The following is a 19,182-nucleotide window of genomic DNA, read 5'->3' as shown; positions in this document are numbered from 1 at the left end:
TTAGCTTCTCAAATAACTTTGATACGCGCCATCACCCCAGGCGACCAGAAGATCATTTTCAAACAGCAGGGGCGTACATTCATCCTGTGTCGTCAGCCCGTCAGCCCGAACATGCTGCGTACGATAGAACATCACCTGTATAGAATTCTCACTGTCCATTTTGGCTTCGGTAATATCGGGTGAGCCAAGCAAGGCCAATACCTCCTCACGGGTTGCACCAAGAGAAAGTTTAGTAATCTGTACCTTGTTGTATTCTTCGCGATCCTGCCAGTCCATGTTTTCGGGTTTGTCGGGATAAAGAAAAATCACCATAAACACGAACGTTACATAGGCGGCGGCACCTAAAAGAATCAGTCGAATTACCTTACTGTTCATCCTTCTTCACTTGTTAGTAAGCACGCCGCACAGTTTACCTTAAAAAGTACTATTTAAGAAAATGTAAATCGTAACTGAATGCGTCTGGTCAGATTTGCGTGATGGTGTAACACGGTACATATTCTGAGCCCGGTAACTTCATCCTTTGCTGCTCCACAAAAGAGCGCAGTAATGTGTCTACGCGCTTCATCAACCCCGCATCACCATTTAACTGGAACGGGCCTTTTTCCTTGATCTGCCGTACGCCTTCGGCTTTCACATTTCCTGCAACAATGCCGGAAAAAGCCTGACGCAGAACCACCGCTAATTCCGCCACACTTTGGTCCTGGTGAAGCGCCAGATCTGACATGCTTTCATGGGTTGGAATAAAAGGCGTCTGGAATGGCTCATCAATTTTGAGTGACCAGTTAAAACTGAAAGAATCACCAACAGCCCGTCGGTACTGTTCAGTCTTGCTTTTGCTTTCACTCAGAACCCGCGCAACTTCCACAGGATCATCAATGATTATCTGGTATTTGCTTTGGGCCTGCGGCCCAAGCGTCGCACCGATAAAGTCATCAATTGCAGTGAAGTAAGCCTGAGAACCCGCCGGTCCGGTAAGAATCACAGGCAACGGCTGTTGTGCATTACGTTCATTGGTAAGAATGCCAAGCAGATAAAGGAGCTCTTCTGCGGTACCGACGCCGCCCGGAAAGATTACAATGCCATGGGCAAACCGCACAAACGCTTCCAGACGCTTTTCTATATCTGGCATGATGATAAGTTCATTAACGATGGCGTTGGGCGGCTCGGCAGCAATAATGCTTGGCTCGGATATACCAATGTAGCGTCCGTTTTTATAACGCTGTTTTGCATGGCCGATAGCTGCGCCTTTCATCGGCCCTTTCATTGCGCCGGGACCGCACCCGGTGCAAATATTCATTTCGCGCAGGCCAAGCTGATAACCCACTTCTTTGGTGTACTTGTACTCGTGCTCCTTGATGGAGTGTCCACCCCAGCAAACGATGGTGCTTAAATCATCATTTCCTTCTAACGCCTGGGCATGGCGAAGCATATCAAACACCATGTCGGTGGTACTAAGCGTATCGGCTGCAGCATCATGCGCGCGGGCGTACTTGTTACCCATAAAGAGCATATCGCGCATAACGGCAAAAAGATGCTCATGGACGCCGCGCACTAATTTACCATCAACAAATGCAACTTCCGGAGGATCGATCAGCTCAATTTTTACGCCTCTTTCCCGACGTACCAGTTTTACATCAAAATTATCGTAGGGTGCGAAAAGTACTTCATAGTCATCTTCATCCACGCCGCTGTTCAGCACTGCGAGGCAGCAGTTTCTGAACACGTCATAAAGTTCACTGTGAGTGGTATCCTGAAGCTGGGAAACTTCAAGCTGCGAAAGCTGGCTCATCCAGCCAAGAGGGTTTAACTGCACTTTTTTCATTACACGTCGTCCTTATCGGTGACAACACAATTCCGGCCGGCGCGCTTCGCCTGATACAACAAACTGTCGGCCCGCTCAAAAACAGCGTCGGGATCCTCGCCATGACGAATACAGGTGCCACCAAAAGAGGCAGTGACTGTCAAGCGATCTTGTTTGAACTTAAACGGCAATTCGGTCAGTCTGGTTCTCAGTCGTTCCAATTTTTGTTTCAACGACTTAGCGTTCAGACCCGGCAAAATTAATACGAATTCTTCTCCACTCCAACGGGCAATAAAGTCGTTTTTATCTAAAGCCTGACGCAGATGGCTCCCAATAACCTGAAGTGTTTTGTCGCCCGCAGCGTGTCCGAACTTATCATTAATTGACTTGAAATGATCGACATCCACCACGGCAAGACACAGAGATTGCTCAGCGATACCCTTGTCATTCAGTAATCTGCGCAAATGTTCGTTATAGGCCTGACGGTTTGGTAATTTGGTTAACGGATCGGTCTGGCTTGTCGCAACTTGTCTGGCTAATCGATTGCGATAATAGCGGGTTTTGGATTCAAGCTCTGCAACCTGGGCCTTTAACTGCTCCAGCTGTTCGGTAAGGGCATGTTGTTCACGACGATCTTTTTCCTCACGTTTTTGCAGCGCATTATCAACCTGCTTAAGCTGCTGTTGTGTCTGCGTTTTTAACGCAGAAAATGAGTCAGAACCGGCAACCTCTCGCTCCAGCTTAATCAGTGCCTTTCGCACGGTCCGGCTATCCTCTTCTCGGGAAGAAAACGACAAGTGCGCCTGTTCAATACTTTGGCTCAGACCCTGATGAAGATTCCCTAAAGAGTGATGCAGGCTTTGAATCACTTTGCCCGATATGATCGCTTCCTGCATGGAATCTTTTACAATTAGCCGTAGCAGCGTAAGACAAACATTCAGCAGTTCTTCATTACTCAGTCCCTGCGTCACTTTTTGTTTTAACTTACCCAGTTCAAGGTTATCGGGTTGGCGGTTTTGATAGCTATCCAGTAACTGAATCAACTCTTCTTGTAGGGCTAACAACAACTTTTGCGGTGATGGCAATTGATTCGGCTGATGATTTTTCACCGCTACGCCAACCGGTGCGGACAAGGTGTTCGTTGCTTGCGAATATAAAGTGATGGTCTGAACGCAAAGTTGGGTGACATCATACAGTGACTCAGCAGGCTTCCGGGCCTGGCTGATGGTATTAATGAGCAGAGGATTGGCGCTGTCCTGCCCGGTAAAAGCCAGTAACGCTTTAGCGGCACCTTCAACTGACTGTAACGTGTCAGCTTTAAAGCGCCTCAATACGCCGCCATCTTCCTGAAGCATTGTGTTGAGTTTGTTAATACTGACTTGGGCAAGTGCAAAGTTAGCAGCCCCACCTAAATGGCTGCGAAGCGTTTGTAATTCTTCATCAATTGCTCTGGAATATCCCTGGTAGAACACTGATAGTCGAATAATAAATTGCGCCAATAATGCATGTTGCTGCTTTAGCACCTGGAGCTGTTTGTTAATCATTGTACCCGCTGATTCCTGGTTGCGGTGCTACACATAATTTAAGTGTGACACAAATCCCTGATTTTTCCTGTTTACTGTCTGGCAGTGCGACGGTTTGGATAAGGCGATTCGAAGTTTGAGCGAAATGGATTGATATCCAGCCCGCCCCGGCGGGTATACCGCGCCAGTACCGTTAGCTTTTCCATACCCGGCAAATTGATCAGGTCACAAAAAATACGTTCAACACACTGTTCATGAAATTCGTTATGTTGACGGTATCCAATAAGATATTTTAATAGCGGGCCTTGATCCAGCGCATTACCCTCGTATTTAATCAGAATGCTTGCCCAGTCAGGCTGACTGGTAATAAGACAATTGGATTTTAACAAATCGCTGGTAAGTGTTTCACTTACTCTTTCGTCTGAAGTTTGCAGTATCGACGCATCTGGCGAGTAGGAATTAACGTCAATATCGATCTCATCGATGTTTTTGCCAGCCAGAGGTGTCACCGCAAAATTATCAAATTCAGCCGGCAGAAAAATAGTGACCTTGACTGGTTCACCGGCGCACTGGCTTAAATCTTTTTCCAGCGTTTTCTCGACATCGCCGCGGTTTGCAAATTGTGTTTGATTAAAGCTATTCAGGTACAACTTGAAGGATTTGGATTCGATTAAAAACTTAGAGGTTACCGGCACCTCACACTGCAAAATGCCAACCTGAGGTTTGCCTTTTAATGTTAGCCAGGAAAGTTCGTAGCCTGTCCAGGTATCCACACCGGAAAAAGGCAGATTTTGCGCTGATATGCCCTGTAAATCCCTGCTTAACGCGCGGGGCACGCCCTGTAACAGGGTAGGGTTATAGTGCGCTTCGTAAGTGACCTCCCGGCCAAGTGACAAGCCTTCTGGCAATCTTGCTTCAGTTTTGTTTGTCATCGCTGTTATATACCACGTAAACTTAATCTTTATGTGCGAATAATACCGCAAGCCGCTCGAAAAATTCAGTAAGAGAGGAACTTTTTAACCATGGCCAACAGCATTGAAGCATCACTTGATGCCCTGATGAGCACACTGAACAGTGCATCAACCGGTCAGTCACTGACTACTGCGTATGAACCGGCGTGGCCATCACCCTGTTACCAGCTACCAGACACTGCGTCTTTAAAGGAAGGAGATCAAGTAAGCTGGGTACCTGTTCGACAGGACTCTGGTAACAACTTTTCCCAGCTTGAGGATGCACTTGAGATAACTCTGGATAATCAGTTTAAAACATTTTTTACCCGCTATTTTGCGTTCAATATAGCAGCGTCCGCCCCCCAGGGACCATGTGAATTACTTCAGGTCATCAGTGATGATGACTTTGCCCGATTACAGGAAAACCTCATCGGACACATTTTGATGAAACGTCGCCTGCGTCAGCCAGAAACCCTTTTCTTTGGCCTGACCGACGATGACAACCTCATCCTTTGTGTGAAAAACGAAACCGGCGAAGTTGTGTTGGAAAGAGTGGGCAAAAAAGGCGAAGAAATAGTAGCAGACGATCTTTGCACTTTCTTGTCTGCACTAAACGTCGATTAATCTGACATGAGTGAGTCCAGTCTTTTCTCCAGCAAGGCGACGGCATTTTCCAGCTCCTGAACACGCTTTTCAAGCGACGCCTGAGAGGCCGGCAAACTGGCAGGGCGTGAAGTCTGTTTCGTCGTATTAAAAGATTTTATTGCACTGATTGCATCAGTCACACTGACTTTATAAGGCGCCTTCGCCCGGAGCCTTGCTACTGAAGGTGTATGCCCTTCTTCTACGATTTGCTGGCACAGCACCGTTAACGGTATTTCAGACGATTCAGACATTTTCATTCTCCACAGTAAAAGCAGCATTTTACGTGCTCAATCGAATGATGAAAATTCGTAATATTGACTAAATTGTAGTGGAAACGGTTAAAAGTTAAGAATGTCAAAAGGCGGGTTATAAATATTATCTATAAAAATCAATAGGTTAATTTTGGCAAGCAAATTGATAATATTGATATATCGAAATATTTAAGCACATAAAAATTCAAAAAAGGGATAATATGAAACACTTAGCTTTGCTTTTTGCACTTAGCGCGCCTGTATTGTTGTCTGGTTGTGTTATTTCAGTGGATGGTGACGATCACGGTTACTCATCTGACTGGGAAGATCGTGAATATAACAACCGCAAGCATATATCAAACCTTAACCTTGGTACATCTTATGAGCGCGTAGTCGGAAAGATGGGCGTTGCTGATTTCAGTGAACTCGACCAGCGTGAAGATGGCACCTATCGTATTCTTTACTATCGCACCCAGCGAACTATGGACGATGGGATAACAACTAAAGGTGAGTGCACGCCTTTAGTATTTAAAAATGGCGAGCTCATCGGATGGGGCAGCAAAGCATCTCCCCACCTTTAATTGTGTATACGTTATCAATGTGATGCCGGTCAGACGACCGGCGTTTTTTACTTGTTATCTGTTTAGATATTGTACAATGTGTAACTATGGCATCCCAATTACACAGAAAGTACCTATGCGTCAATTCCCTACATCTGCACTCGATCTCTCTGCACTGAAAGCCATTCATCTTGATATCGATGATTTAAACGTTGCTGCATCTATCCTCTACAATGCCTATTTCGATGATCCCGTTTTAAGTCAGATTTTTCATTCTGAGACTGAGGGCTATGACAGCCGTCTTCGCAGCGCGATACGCGAAGAGCTTCATGCTTTCTGGGATAGCGGACAAACGCTGATAGGGTTGTTCGACGATAACAGAATGCTGGCGGTGACATGCGTGGCTGAACCAGGCGCTGGATTTACGCCTGGCAAAATGTGGCATTGGCGCGTCAAAATGATGCTTACAGCTGGCTTGTTCAGCACCAGGCAACTTATTGAGAAAGAGGAAAAGGTGTTGGCAGCAATGCCGGCCAACCATTTTCATATGATTGTGTTGATTGGTGTCCATCCTGATTGTCAGCATGCAGGGCTTGGTCACATCCTGACAGGCGCTGTCGATAGTATTGTGGAAAATCACCCAGACAGTGAAGGAGTAGGCGTGTTTGCCACAATCCCTGCTTATGAAGCATTTTTTCTGTCGTGTGACTTTAAGCCGGTTAAATCTTTGGAGATTGCTTCTATATCAGGCACTATTTTGTTTAAAAACCGACAAGCTGATAGTTAGTTGCGATTAATAACATTTATCCCATGTCGGATATCGCCCTTAAGTTTGTAAGAGATTTCGCACAATTTTGTAAGTATTCGGAAGTGATTTTGTGAGGATAATTTTATACGAAAGTCTAAAGCGTATGTTTTACATAAGGTTTTCGAAAAAACGTCAGTTTGGCCGGCGTTGTTAATCTAACATTTTTGTAATTACGTATAGCGAAGAACTACCAAAGCAGTACTATATTTAACGTCACAAGGATACACGACGAGTCTGGATGACATACATTTTGGAAGCTAGGGAAGCACATCTACATGGATTAGTAGAAACAGGGACTTTCAGGAAATAGCAACCGGATTGCTTTAAAGGAGCGCTTCGCGCTGTCGTAGGAAACGACACACATGGACAGGGACCCCCCAGGGATTGGGAAGTGGACATGCAGGTATGCAGGCGTACATGGAGTATGCTTTCTCATGGATTGGGACCTCAGGATAATCGCAGGATGCGACAAGGATGACATCATCAGGACGATGAGTGCTGCACTGGGACGTGTAGTATAAAAGGGAGAAAGGAAATAAGGGATTAAGGACCTGCCTTCTGTAGGCAGTCAATACAGGATGTATTGGATGGTAATGGAACAGGGATCAATCTGTGCGCTAGGGAGTAGCTCACGGGCTATGGATGGCTGAGAAGGAACTTCAAAATTCAAAAAGAGCGGCAGCCACGACCTGCCGCTTTTTTATGTCCGTCAGACAATACCCGCTATACCTTATAGGGTGGCAGGTGCGTTCTTATCACACGTTTTCCGATCATATCGACATGACCGGTATAGCGGTCCTCGCCATTGCCGGAAAATTCAAAAACAAATGACGATAGCCAGTCTATTTTGCCATATTTGAACGAAAGTCGAGTACGCTGTCTTGCTACAGACAGAAGCTGAAGGTGATGTGTTTCACAATAACGCCCTATTTGCTGATAGGCCTGCTCACTAATACTTCTGATGCGCCAGAATTGTAGTCCGGTAAGAATCAGCAGAAAAAATAAAACCAGTTCACCCAGTGTCATTTCGCTATCCTTTAGTCTGGGCAAATAGTTGTCCGATAGCCCGAGACAACGCTGCACTTCTATCTGGCAGGCGTAGCAGTCCCAGCACCCGCTCTCGCGTAGCCGGGACCTGAACCAAGTCGGCAAAAAAACCTTTGAACAGCGCGCCCTCAAAGCCTTTAGCTTCATCACATTTGGCTACCTGTTCGAAAAACAATTTTATGAGTAAATCGTTTAGCTGGGAGTAGTGACGCGCAGCAATTACACTGAGTGTGTCAATATCCAACGACGCATTGTCATTCATTAATCCTTCGAGCATGCGTTGAATTCTTGAGGTTTCTGACTGGGTCGTAAGTGCGCGTAGAATAGCCTGATCGCGCTTAATTTTAGCGTCTCCTGCTTCAATCACCTGACACAGACTGTCTATCAGTTCATTGTCCAGACTGACAGGCTCACACCCGCTAAGCAATGCCACCTGAAAATCCTCAGCGTACATATCCAGACAAGCTTTTATTGCCTTTTTTTTCTCAGGTTGATTTATCAGAAGTGCAGTGTCAGCAATCGCCTGCACGGGAAGTTGGGTCCAGTCAACGATAGCCGGATGACTCAGATAACGGTTAACGTCATCGACGCCCTGTGCTAGCGGCTTATCAAGCAGTTGTCGGGCATAGGCGTTAAAGAGGGTCATTTGTTGTTGGTTAGGCACGAAATTATAGGGATTATCCGGTAACGTTTGTTTCTCTTCACTATCTTCAGTCAAGCTTGTACCCAGCGCATCAACAATAATTTGCAAAAAATGATTGCGACTTGCCGGCACCAACAAACCCTGTTCATCAACGGGGAGCTTTAAAAACCAGATATACTCATTTTGTTTTTGCTGGGTATTCCAGAAAATAATACCAAACCAGGCGTGTTGCTGACGGGGGCGGGGAACCGGGGTTACTGCATTTTCTATATCTAAAAAAGTCTGTGCGTCGATAGCGGTAATTTCCCTACCCATATCGACGATCTGGAAGTTAGTACCAGCATGCAATAAAAACTCGCTGATTGACTCAATAGTCTGCGCACCCATGAATGCCCCCGAACTGCGGTAAAAACCGGTAGTGTACCTTTGCCTTTGCCCGATGACCAGCCAGCCTTCCATTGTTATACTATGCGGCTCATTACCATCAGGCGATATTTTGCGTGTCAGACAGAGCGTTTATACAACACCAACTCATTCGGATTGAACAGTATCTGAAACAAGAAGAACTTTGGTCAGACAAAGCACCCGAAGAGGCGGCACTGATGTCTGAAACACCTTTCGCCGCAGATGCAATGCCTTTTGAACAGTGGTTGCAGTTTATCTATCTTCCAAAAATGCAGCAGTATCTTGAGCAGAATCACGGCGTTCCTGCTCGAATGCAGGTCGCACCGATGGCACATGAAGTTTTTGCACCAAAGCATCTTGCGCTGACACATCTTCTGATGGCGCTGGATAACCTGAGTGAGACCGAAAATGGTTGATGATGCGGGGCAAGATCAGCCACTGAAGATTCTGTATCAGGATGATACGTTAGTTGCCATCGATAAGCCCGGCGGATTACTGGTGCATCGAAGTCCTATTGATAAACGGGAAACTCGCTTTGCAGTGCAACAACTGCGGGATCAGATCGGCCAACACGTTTTTCCGGTTCACCGTTTAGACAGACCGACATCGGGCGTTTTACTTTTTGCATATGATGGCAGTACGGCCAGCGAACTAGGCATGCAGATGATGGCCAGGACGGTACAAAAAGAGTATTTTGCCATCGTTAGGGGGTTTATTCATGGCTGCGGGCTGATTGATTATGATCTTAAGTTTCGCCCTGATAAAATCGCCGATAAACATCGCGGAGACATTCCGCCTCAACCGGCAACCACCGAATACCATCCACTGGCGCGTTACGAATTGCCTATTGCTTCTGGTCGATATGAAACTTCACGGTATACTGCGGTCAAATTAAAGCCCACCACAGGTCGCAAGCATCAGCTTCGACGGCATATGGTGCATCTGCGTCATCCTATTGTCGGTGATACGACCCATGGCGATGGTAAACAGAATAAATTTTTAAAAACACGGTTTGGTTTTAATAATTTGGCCTTAACTTGTACCAGGATTGTGATAAAACACCCGGTAAGTGGCGAATCGCTGGAAATCAAAACCGGTCCCCGAACTGAGATGCTCGACCTGCTGACGGCGTGGGCTGAGTATCTGACAATTAATTGATGAGAGGAAAGAAGAGATATGGCGAAACTGGGAATATTCTGCGGCAGTGTATATGGCAACGCCCAGCATGTCGCAGAGCAAGTGGAAGAAAACCTGTCTACGCAGGGCTACGACTGCGAGTTATTTCAGGATGCGGCAGTGACTGATTTTACTGAATCCGATGCAATACTGGTTATCACATCAACGACCGGGCAGGGCGATATTCCACCAAACCTTGAGTTTACCTATATGGATCTTAAGGATGAGTTTCCGCTGATGACAAATAAGCCCTTCGCTGTTGCTGCATTAGGTGACAGTAGCTATGAAAATTTTTGTGGTGGCGGCCGCCATTTTCAGGAATTGCTGACTGAGCTTCAGGCTAACGCTGTTGCTGACATGCTGGAGGTTGACGCAATCGAAACGCTGGAACCTGAACAGGATGTGGTTGATTGGGTAAACGGCATCAAAGACAAATTATTTGCCGAATAGCCTGTTTCCCCCACAATAAAAAGCCTCGCTGTTTGCGAGGCTTTTTATCATTAAACGGCTGTGTTCACTAACACAACTATGCCTTACTCGGCACTTCTTAACAACGCGTTGATTCCCACTTTAGCACGGGTTTTCGCATCGACTTTTTTCACGATAATCGCTGCGTAGAGGCTATAGCCACCTTCTTTTCCTGGCAAACTGCCCGGCACTACCACTGAGCCAGCAGGCACGCGACCATAGTGAATCTCGCCGGTTTCACGGTCGTAAATTCGCGTGCTTTGACCGATGTATACGCCCATTGAAATTACTGCGCCTTCTTCAACAATCACGCCTTCTACAATCTCAGATCGCGCGCCAATGAAGCAGTTGTCTTCAATAATCGTCGGGTTGGCCTGAAGCGGCTCGAGTACACCACCGATGCCTACTCCCCCGGAAAGATGCACATTTTTTCCGATTTGTGCACATGAGCCGACCGTCGCCCAGGTATCAACCATCGTACCTTCACCGACATATGCACCAATGTTCACGTAGGAAGGCATCACTACCACATTATTGCCAACAAAAGAGCCGGTTCTCACCGCCGCTGGTGGCACAATGCGTACACCATCACTGGCAAACTGCTCGGCAGTGTAATCACGGTATTTCAGCGGAACTTTGTCAAAGTAGCGGCTTTCAGCGCCATCAATTACATCGTTATTATGCAAACGAAAATACAGTAATACGGCTTTTTTTAACCACTGATGAACCGTCCATTCACCATCAATTTTTTCAGCGACACGCGCCTGACCACTATTGAGCAGGTCGATTGCCTGGCTCACTGCGTGACGAATTTCTTCAGGGGCCGAGGAGGGAGAAAGGGCATCGCGCTCTTCAAAAGCCTGTTCGATAATAGATTGTAATTCACTCATGGTATGTTGATATCTTCAAGTTGGTCGAGTTTAAATAAAATACGTTTTTTCAGTTTTACCTGCTGTTCCTGAGTCAGTGCCTGGCCCTGCTCATTACTGACAATGAAAATGTCTTCCGCGCGTTCGCCGATTGTGGCGATCTTTGCCAGTTTCAGTGTGACATTGCAGTCTACAAAGGCGTGGCCTACTTTAGCCAGAATACCGGGAGCGTCAAGCGCCTCCAGCTCGATAAGCGTACTGTCTTCCAAAGAGAAAAATCTCACTTTGGTGGGAACATCCAGCTGACGCATCTGGCGTGGTAACTTTCGTTTATTGCTGTGAGAGAAGCCCGGTCTGGTCAGCTGCGCCAATATAGCCGCTTCCAGATCCCGGGTCCGATCATCCGACGTCAGTCGGCTTCCGTCGTTCTCCAGTACCAACATACTGTCGAAACAAAAACCATCCCGGGTCACTGTGATATGTGCATCATGAATAGAACAGTTACGGCTATCCAGTACCGATGCCACCTGAGCAAATAACGCCTGACGATCTTTACCGTAAATCAGGATCTCGGTGCCGCCTTTGGCAATTCTGTCATTTGCGCGGATAAGCAGGGTGTCCGGATCGTCAATGAACAAAGTGGTCTCGGCGTTGATAATTTCCAGCGTATGCCAGGCAATCTGCGCCGGCTTGAATCGGACAAAATAATCATCGTCCATGCGTGACCAGAAAACATCGACTTTCATCTGATCAGCGCCGCTTTCAGCCAACAGGCGGCGGGCAAGCTGTTTATGGGTTTCAATTCGCTCATCCAGTGTCGCCTGACACTGTAAACCGTTATCCAGCGCTTTTTGCGTCATCAGATAAAGCTCACGTAACAGTGAGGCTTTCCAGTCATTCCAAAGATTATCATTGGTGGCCCTGATATCCGCCAACGTCAGGGCATACAGCTGGTTCAGATGATTCTGACTACGAATGGTGGTAGCAAATTCATTAATCACTTCAGGATCATAAATGTCACGGCGCTGGGCGACGACCGACATGAGCAGATGATTTTCGACCAGCCAGGCAATTAACTTACTGTCGTTTTCCTCAATGCCATGCTGGACACAGAACTTTTTGACATCCAGTGCACCAAGTTGCGAATGATCGCCATCGCGTCCTTTTGCGATATCGTGAAAAATCGCCGCTATGTATAGCAACTCTGGTTTATCCAGATTTCTGACGATACGGCTGCAGCGCGGAAAAGCCTGATTGTCACGACTGAAATACTGATTAATGAACTTTACTAACCGGTGAGTGTGTTCATCAACGGTGTAGGCGTGAAACAGGTCAAACTGCATCATGCCGACAATCTTGTCCCACTCGGGTAAATAGGCCTGCAAAATCCCATATTCATGCATGATATTCCATGCAAAGTCGAAAAAACGGGGGTGGCGGAGCAAATCCATCAGCCTGTCACGGCATGCTGCTCGTTCGACAAAATATTCATTTTCAAATGCCCGGCGCGTATTTCGCAACTGGCGAATCGCATCGGTATCCAGGCCTTCAACTTCCGGGGTGTCTGCGACAACGCGCAGAAAATCGAGCATCGCTTCAGGCGAGTTAATGACATCCTCATGGCGCGGCGCAATCATTTTATCCAGCAACCAGTAGTCGTCATTGATAATGATTTGCTCTTTGACATTCTGATTGAGCATGTCGTAGCGAAACCGTTGTAAAAGCATCTTATTAAGCTCGCTGACGCGGCGAACTGTTCTGAAAAAATCACGCATCATGCGCTCAACAGATCGCTTTGCATCGTCACCATAGCCCAGACGCATCGCCACATCCGGCTGATAATCAAACAGCAAACGGTTTTCACTGCGCCCTGCCACAAGATGTAAGGCGCAGCGCATACGCCACAGATGCATCCGGCAACGAATTAATTCACTGTGTTCATCTTCGGTGAAGTAACCATGACCCACCAGATTCCAGCCGTCATATTCTTTGAAATGCTTTTTAGCGACCCAGCCGATTGACTGAATGTCGCGCAGACAGCCCGGGTTTTCTTTAATATTGGGCTCTAAATTATAAGAGGTACCGTGAAATTTGGCGTGCCGCGCCTTCTGCTCATCATATTTGGCAGTAAAAAAGTCTTTGCTGGACCAGTAAGAACGGCTGTTGAGTTCGTCCAGCAGGCTTTCAAAAACATGCTCGTTGCCGATTAGAAGCCGACTTTCCACCAGGTTTGTCGCAATGGAAATATCTTCTTTTGCGAGCTTTACCGTTTCTTTTATGGTGCGTACAGCTTGCCCGACATCCAGTTTAATGTCCCACAACAGTGTGATGAAACGGCTGACCTTTTCCTGTTCATCCTCACCAAGCTGTTTACGACTGAGGATAAGCAAGTCTATATCAGAATAGGGCTGCAAGTGGCCCCGGCCATACCCGCCTACCGCACATAGCGTTATGTCGCTAACCTCATCAAGTCGAAGCAGATGCCACAGGTGTAACAGCAGGGCATCAACAAACTGCGCACGCCCGGTGACAAGCTGATTAACAGCGCTTTGGTCGAACGCGTCGTCCAGCCATTCGTAGGAATGCTTCACACATTGCTTGATTGCTATAAGGTCATCGACAGACCCGATGCTTTCAACTTGCGCGATGAGTTTCTGCAGACTCAAGCTATACCCTCACTAAATATTCAATCAGCCGCACCTTAGCATGAAATGTCCGCATTCGCAGTATCGCGTAAGCGCATAGTTGAAGACGAAAAGTGCATACTTATATAAAAATGGAATAAAAAAAGCCGCGTCAGGCGCGGCGTGTAAACTCAGTCGTGGTTAATCACTCTGGGAAGGTCTTCTTCTTCTCGCAGAGTCAGCACCTCCACGCCGGTTTCCGTTACCAGAAGCGTATGTTCCCACTGCGCGCTCAGGCTGCGATCTTTGGTAACAACCGTCCATTGATCAGGCAGAATTTTAGAATACCGTTTTCCCGCGTTTACCATCGGTTCAATGGTAAAGCACATTCCCGGTACCAGTTCCTCACCCGTGCCGGGCTTACCGTAGTGCACAATTTGTGGGTCTTCATGAAAGTGCTTGCCGATACCATGCCCGCAATATTCACGAACGATTGAATAATTATGCGCCTCGGCGTGAGTCTGACAAAGATGGCCTATATCACCCAGGCGCATCCCGGGCTTTACCTCTTTGATTGCGTTGTACAAGCATTCCTGTGTGACGCGCACCAGGCGCTCGGCAAGAATGGAGGGCTTGCCCACAATAAACATTTTCGATGTGTCGCCGTGATAACCATCTTTTATTACCGTGACATCAATATTGATGATATCGCCGTCTTTAAGCTTCTTGTCAGACGGAATGCCGTGGCAGATACAATGATTAACAGAGGTGCAAATTGACTTGGGAAACGGTGGCTCACCATAATTAAGCGGAGCCGGTGTGGCACCTTGTTCATTGACAATATAATCATGGCAGATTGTATTTAGCTCATCAGTGGTTACTCCCTTTTTCACATAAGGAGTAATCATTGTGAGTACCTCAGAGGCCAGCTTGCCGGCCACGCGCATTTTTTCAATTTCTTCAGCGGTTTTAATTGTTGCTGCCACCAGAATCCCCGATCAGTCGTTAGTCATAATGAATAGCCAGATATGAACGGCCACTGCCATTATCAAGCGTAAAGTCTGCCTATATTAACGATTAAGGGCTGCGCTGTATAGTTAGGGCGCTGTCAGACGGCACGTAAAACGCACCTTTTTCTTGAGCTGATGTCTCAGGCATGGTATAAAGCGCCCGCCTGTTTCACTGCCCGGGTAAAAATTGAACTTGTGTGGCTGCTTCAGGTACGAATCTTAATTAATAACACACATATACCGACACTTGATATCGGGGTGTCCAGTTCGCTGGATCGATACAAGGGGTGTATGGAGGCCTAACCCCAATATAGAGGAAAAATCATGGCTAATGTTTCAATGCGTGACATGCTAAAAGCAGGTGTTCACTTCGGTCACCAAACTCGTTACTGGAACCCAAAGATGAAGCCTTTCATCTTCGGTGCGCGTAACAAAGTTCATATCATCAACCTTGAAAAAACAGTTCCGCTTTTCAACGAAGCGATGAACTACCTGTCAGGTGTTGCGGGTAAAAAAGGAAAAATCCTTTTCGTCGGAACTAAGCGTGCTGCTGGCGACGCAGTAAAAGAAGCAGCGTTGAAATGCGACCAGTACTACGTAAATAAGCGTTGGCTGGGCGGCATGCTGACTAACTGGAAAACAGTTCGTCAGTCAATCAAGCGTCTTAAAGACCTTGAGCAAAAGAGCCAGGACGGTACGTTTGAAAAGCTGACCAAAAAAGAAGCGTTGATGCTTCAGCGTGAAATGGACAAGCTTGAAAACAGCCTTGGCGGTATCAAAAACATGGGCGGTCTGCCTGACGCAATTTTTGTAATCGATGCTGACCACGAGCACATCGCAGTCACTGAAGCACGCAACCTGGGTATTCCGGTAGTTGGTGTTGTAGATACTAACTCAAACCCAGACGGTGTTGACTACGTTATTCCTGGTAACGACGATGCAATCCGTGCGATTCAACTTTACCTTGAAGCGGCTGCTAATGCAGTGAATTCAGGTCGCGACAGCAACCTGGAAGTTCAGGCAGAACAAGACGACTTCGTCGAAGCGGCTGAGTAATCGCATGACTGTAACGGTGTCATAATATTATGGCACCGTTACAGATACTAAAGAATATCTTTGAGAGGCGATCGCCTCTTATACCTAATTAAATATTAATGCTGAGGAATTGAAAAATGGCAGTGACTGCAGCACTAGTTAAAGAACTACGTGAGCGCACAGGCGCGGGCATGATGGATTGTAAAAAAGCGCTGGTGGAAACCGATGGTGACATCGAGCTGGCAATCGAAAACATGCGTAAGTCTGGTCAGGCTAAAGCTGCGAAAAAAGCTGGTCGTATCGCCGCTGAAGGTGTGATTCTGACTAAAGTTGACGGTAACCGTGCAACAATGCTTGAACTGAACTGTGAAACTGACTTCGTAGCACGAGATGAAGGTTTCCTTAAGTTCGGTAATGAAATTCTGAACGTTGCTCATGCAAATAGCATCAACGATATCGACGCGCTGAATGACGCTGAATTAAATGGCGAAAAAGTTAGCACTGTCCGTGACAATCTGGTTGCTAAAATCGGTGAGAACATCTCTCCTCGTCGCGTTATCACTGTTGAAGGTGATACGCTGGGTGGATACGTTCACGGTGGTCGTATCGGTGTTATCACTATCCTTGAAGGTGGTGATGAAGAGTTGGCGAAAGACGTTGCTATGCACGTTGCTGCAGCCAGCCCACAATTCACTAAGCCAGAAGATGTACCTGCTGAAGTGGTAGAAAAAGAAAAGTCTATCCAAATCGAAATCGCAATGCAGTCTGGCAAGCCAGCTGATATTGCTGAGAAAATGGTTGCAGGCCGCATGAAGAAGTTCACTGGCGAAATCAGCCTGACGGGTCAGCCTTTCGTTAAAGATCCTTCAAGCACTGTTGGTGAGTTGCTGAAAAGCAACAATGCTGATGCAGTAAACTTCATCCGCTTTGAAGTGGGCGAAGGTATCGAGAAGAAATCTGAAGACTTTGCCGCTGAAGTAGCAGCGCAAATGGAAGCCGCTAAGAAATAATTAGGGCCTTTCACTTTTGCCAGGCGCAATAGTCAGATACACTACGGGCACCTCTTCGGAGGTGCTTTTTTATAAGTGAAGGCAGTCTTTTTAACGCATTTAAGGTGCAAAAGTTTCTGTCCCACTGTTTAAAGAAAGTCGTTTTGTCCTATTTCTTGCATCCGCACAGGGCTGTACCGTGTCAGGTATAGCGAGAAATCCGACAAGCCGAGTTCATGAGGACATATCACATAATGAGTATCACACCAAAATCAGCCTATCGTCGAATTTTGTTAAAACTCAGCGGAGAGGCCCTCATGGGGTCAGAGGGATTCGGCATTGATCCGAAGGTTCTCGACCGAATGGCGCAGGAAATTAAAGAACTGGTAGAGCTGGGCGTGCAGGTTGGCCTGGTGATCGGTGGCGGCAATTTGTTTCGTGGTGAAGGCCTGGCTAAAGCGGGAATGAATCGCGTTGTTGGCGATCACATGGGCATGCTGGCTACCGTAATGAATGGCCTGGCGATGCGTGATGCATTGCATCGTGCGTTTGTTAATGCACGTTTGATGTCTGCTATCCCATTGAATGGCGTGTGCGATGCGTATAACTGGGCAGAAGCAATCAGTTTGCTTAAATCCGGACGCGTGGTTATTTTTTCTGCCGGTACCGGAAACCCGTTTTTTACCACTGATTCTGCAGCCTGCTTACGCGGTATCGAAATCGAAGCGGATGCGGTCCTAAAAGCAACCAAGGTGGATGGTGTGTATAGCGACGATCCGGTAAAAAATCCGGATGCGGAGTTGTATAGCAAGCTTACGCATCAGGAAGTGCTTGAAAAAGAATTAAAAGTAATGGACTTGTCAGCATTTACCCTGGCCCGTGATCACGGACTGCCTATCCGGGTATTTAATATGAACAAGCCTGGTTGTCTCAAAGCTGTGGTAATGGGCGAGCCTGAAGGGACACTCATTGACCACGCAGATAAACTGTAAAAAGTAAAAATAGGAACGAAACGTGATTGATGAAATTGAAAAAGATGCGCGTGAGCGTATGGAGAAAAGCATCAGTGCGCTTAAAAGCCAGTTAAGTAAAATTCGCACCGGCCGCGCGCATCCGGCACTACTGGACGGTATTGTCGTGCCTTACTATGGTGCCGATACACCGTTAAAGCAAATTGCAAACGTCGTGGCTGAAGATAGCCGCACGCTGGCGCTGACAGTGTTTGATAAAAGCGCGACACAGGCCGTAGAGAAAGCCATTATGCAGTCCGACCTGGGACTGAACCCGATGAGCGCTGGAACCACTATCCGTATTCCTATGCCAGCGTTAACCGAAGAGCGCCGTAAAGATCTTATTAAAGTTGTACGCAACGAAGCTGAGCAGGGACGGGTGGCTATCCGCAACATTCGCCGCGATGCCAATAGCGATATCAAAGAATTGCTGAAAGAAAAAGAAATCAGCGAAGATGAAAGTCGCGCAGCAGAAGAAAACATTCAGTCTCTTACCAATGACTTTGTAAAAAAGGTCGATGAGATGCTGGCGGATAAAGAAAAAGAGCTAATGGAAGTCTAAACGCTGTCATGTTATCTAAGCGGTCTAAAACCGCCCAGACAGCGGCGGCCCAGCCTGATGTGGCAGGGCCGCGACATGTCGCTATCATTATGGATGGCAACGGTCGCTGGGCACAGAAAAAAGGAAAGATTCGTACCTTTGGCCATAAGGCTGGGGTGGAATCTGTTCGTTCGGTAGTACGCTTCGCTCGCGAATCGGGTGTTGAGTCTCTAACACTTTTTGCGTTTAGCAGTGAGAACTGGAAGCGGCCGGAAGAGGAAGTTAGTGTGCTGATGGAGTTGTTTAATTTTGTATTAAACAACGAAGTGAAGCGATTACATAAAAATGATGTGCGCCTGAAAGTTATTGGTGATACCTCAGCATTTGATGAGAAGCTGCGCACGAAAATTCAAAAGGCAGAAGCCCTGACTGAGCAAAACAGCGCGCTTGTTCTGAATATTGCCGCCAATTACGGTGGCCGCTGGGATATAACCCATGCGGCTAAACTGATGGCGCAGGATGTTCTTGATGGTAAGCAGCAGCTGGACGCAATTGATGAGTCTCACTTTGGTCAGTATATCTGCACAGCAGGCTTACCAGAGCTGGACCTGCTCATACGCACCGGTGGTGAACGTCGTATTAGTAACTTTCTGCTTTGGCAATGTGCTTACGCAGAACTTTATTTTACTGATACATTATGGCCGGATTTTGACGAGAAGGTGTTTCAGACTGCCGTGGATGATTTCAAAGCCCGGCAACGACGGTTTGGTCTGACCGGCGAACAGGTAAGCGTTCCTTAACGATGATAGATTGATCGGAGGAAAGGC

General features: G+C 47.0%; 21 protein-coding genes. 11 read left to right on the top strand and 10 right to left on the bottom strand.

Annotated elements, in window-relative coordinates:
• From HHX48_RS06690 to queF, 4 genes are all read right to left on the bottom strand, one after another.
• Positions 1–375: a DUF3192 domain-containing protein gene (locus tag HHX48_RS06690; RefSeq protein WP_191023430.1), complete on the bottom strand. Its 375-nt coding sequence runs from the start codon at positions 373–375 to the stop codon at positions 1–3.
• Positions 376–463: 88 nt separating this feature from the next.
• Positions 464–1,822 carry a nucleotide 5'-monophosphate nucleosidase PpnN gene (gene ppnN, locus HHX48_RS06685; protein ID WP_191023428.1) on the bottom strand — a complete coding sequence of 453 codons (1,359 nt, stop codon included), beginning with the start codon at positions 1,820–1,822 and terminating at the stop codon, positions 464–466.
• Entirely contained in the window at positions 1,822–3,345 is a 1,524-nt protein-coding gene (locus tag HHX48_RS06680; protein ID WP_191023426.1) for a GGDEF domain-containing protein, read from the bottom strand. Before HHX48_RS06680 ends, ppnN begins: the two co-directional genes overlap by 1 nt.
• A gap of 71 nt (positions 3,346–3,416) precedes the next feature.
• Entirely contained in the window at positions 3,417–4,256 is an 840-nt protein-coding gene (gene queF / locus HHX48_RS06675) for an NADPH-dependent 7-cyano-7-deazaguanine reductase QueF (RefSeq protein ID WP_191023424.1), read from the bottom strand.
• Between the two features lie 90 nt (positions 4,257–4,346).
• On the opposite strand from queF, the gene syd reads away from it, so the two are divergent.
• Positions 4,347–4,898: a SecY-interacting protein gene (syd, locus tag HHX48_RS06670; RefSeq protein WP_191023422.1), complete on the top strand. Its 552-nt coding sequence runs from the start codon at positions 4,347–4,349 to the stop codon at positions 4,896–4,898.
• Here syd and HHX48_RS06665 read toward each other — a convergent pair.
• Positions 4,895–5,170: a hypothetical protein gene (locus tag HHX48_RS06665; protein ID WP_191023420.1), complete on the bottom strand. Its 276-nt coding sequence runs from the start codon at positions 5,168–5,170 to the stop codon at positions 4,895–4,897. The genes syd and HHX48_RS06665 overlap by 4 nt on opposite strands.
• 221 nt (positions 5,171–5,391) lie before the next feature.
• Between HHX48_RS06665 and HHX48_RS06660 the strand changes: the two genes are divergently transcribed.
• The gene (locus HHX48_RS06660; protein ID WP_191023418.1) at positions 5,392–5,751 is read left to right on the top strand and encodes a DUF3192 domain-containing protein; all 360 of its coding nucleotides are present in this window, start codon (positions 5,392–5,394) and stop codon (positions 5,749–5,751) included.
• 115 nt (positions 5,752–5,866) lie between these two features.
• On the top strand, positions 5,867–6,517 hold the full coding sequence (locus HHX48_RS06655; protein WP_191023416.1) for a GNAT family N-acetyltransferase: 651 nt from the start codon (positions 5,867–5,869) through the stop codon (positions 6,515–6,517).
• 744 nt (positions 6,518–7,261) lie between these two features.
• Here the strand turns inward: HHX48_RS06655 and HHX48_RS06650 are convergent.
• On the bottom strand, positions 7,262–7,564 hold the full coding sequence (locus HHX48_RS06650; RefSeq protein WP_191023414.1) for a DUF3301 domain-containing protein: 303 nt from the start codon (positions 7,562–7,564) through the stop codon (positions 7,262–7,264).
• A 4-nt stretch (positions 7,565–7,568) separates the two neighbouring features.
• A complete protein-coding gene (locus HHX48_RS06645) occupies positions 7,569–8,615 on the bottom strand; it encodes a DUF3549 family protein (protein ID WP_191023412.1) in 1,047 nt (348 codons plus the stop codon).
• Between the two features lie 113 nt (positions 8,616–8,728).
• Between HHX48_RS06645 and HHX48_RS06640 the strand changes: the two genes are divergently transcribed.
• From HHX48_RS06640 to HHX48_RS06630, 3 genes are read left to right on the top strand one after another with little or no spacing between them, the layout of a single operon-like run.
• A complete protein-coding gene (locus HHX48_RS06640) occupies positions 8,729–9,049 on the top strand; it encodes a YqcC family protein (protein ID WP_191023410.1) in 321 nt (106 codons plus the stop codon).
• Entirely contained in the window at positions 9,042–9,791 is a 750-nt protein-coding gene (locus HHX48_RS06635; RefSeq protein WP_191023697.1) for a pseudouridine synthase, read from the top strand. The genes HHX48_RS06640 and HHX48_RS06635 overlap by 8 nt, the downstream gene beginning before the upstream one ends.
• Positions 9,792–9,809: 18 nt before the next feature.
• Positions 9,810–10,259, top strand: a complete 450-nt coding sequence (locus HHX48_RS06630) for a flavodoxin (RefSeq protein WP_191023408.1) — start codon at positions 9,810–9,812, stop codon at positions 10,257–10,259.
• 83 nt (positions 10,260–10,342) lie between these two features.
• Here the strand turns inward: HHX48_RS06630 and dapD are convergent, their stop codons facing one another.
• The 3 genes from dapD to map form a co-directional block, all read right to left on the bottom strand.
• Positions 10,343–11,167: a 2,3,4,5-tetrahydropyridine-2,6-dicarboxylate N-succinyltransferase gene (gene dapD / locus HHX48_RS06625; protein WP_191023406.1), complete on the bottom strand. Its 825-nt coding sequence runs from the start codon at positions 11,165–11,167 to the stop codon at positions 10,343–10,345.
• Positions 11,164–13,812 (bottom strand): [protein-PII] uridylyltransferase, encoded by a 2,649-nt coding sequence (gene glnD / locus HHX48_RS06620; protein WP_191023404.1) that lies wholly within the window; start codon positions 13,810–13,812, stop codon positions 11,164–11,166. The genes dapD and glnD overlap by 4 nt, the downstream gene beginning before the upstream one ends.
• A 149-nt stretch (positions 13,813–13,961) precedes the next feature.
• Positions 13,962–14,756 carry a type I methionyl aminopeptidase gene (gene map, locus HHX48_RS06615; RefSeq protein WP_191023402.1) on the bottom strand — a complete coding sequence of 265 codons (795 nt, stop codon included), beginning with the start codon at positions 14,754–14,756 and terminating at the stop codon, positions 13,962–13,964.
• 348 nt (positions 14,757–15,104) lie between these two features.
• Between map and rpsB the strand changes: the two genes are divergently transcribed.
• From rpsB to uppS, 5 genes are all read left to right on the top strand, one after another.
• The gene (rpsB, locus tag HHX48_RS06610; RefSeq protein WP_191023400.1) at positions 15,105–15,836 is read left to right on the top strand and encodes a 30S ribosomal protein S2; all 732 of its coding nucleotides are present in this window, start codon (positions 15,105–15,107) and stop codon (positions 15,834–15,836) included.
• Between the two features lie 116 nt (positions 15,837–15,952).
• Positions 15,953–16,825, top strand: coding sequence for a translation elongation factor Ts (tsf, locus tag HHX48_RS06605; RefSeq protein WP_191023398.1), 873 nt, complete (start codon positions 15,953–15,955; stop codon positions 16,823–16,825).
• A gap of 233 nt (positions 16,826–17,058) precedes the next feature.
• Positions 17,059–17,796, top strand: coding sequence for a UMP kinase (pyrH, locus tag HHX48_RS06600; RefSeq protein ID WP_139757060.1), 738 nt, complete (start codon positions 17,059–17,061; stop codon positions 17,794–17,796).
• Positions 17,797–17,818: 22 nt separating this feature from the next.
• Positions 17,819–18,376: a ribosome recycling factor gene (gene frr / locus HHX48_RS06595; protein ID WP_191023396.1), complete on the top strand. Its 558-nt coding sequence runs from the start codon at positions 17,819–17,821 to the stop codon at positions 18,374–18,376.
• An 8-nt stretch (positions 18,377–18,384) separates the two neighbouring features.
• Positions 18,385–19,155: a polyprenyl diphosphate synthase gene (uppS, locus tag HHX48_RS06590; RefSeq protein ID WP_191023394.1), complete on the top strand. Its 771-nt coding sequence runs from the start codon at positions 18,385–18,387 to the stop codon at positions 19,153–19,155.
• The last annotated feature ends 27 nt before the right edge of the window (positions 19,156–19,182 follow it).

This window comes from Salinimonas profundi (assembly GCF_014750655.1).
Classification (GTDB): domain Bacteria; phylum Pseudomonadota; class Gammaproteobacteria; order Enterobacterales; family Alteromonadaceae; genus Alteromonas; species Alteromonas profundi_A.
Note: the sequence above shows the minus strand (reverse complement) of the source record. Positions and strands in the feature narration are given on the sequence as shown.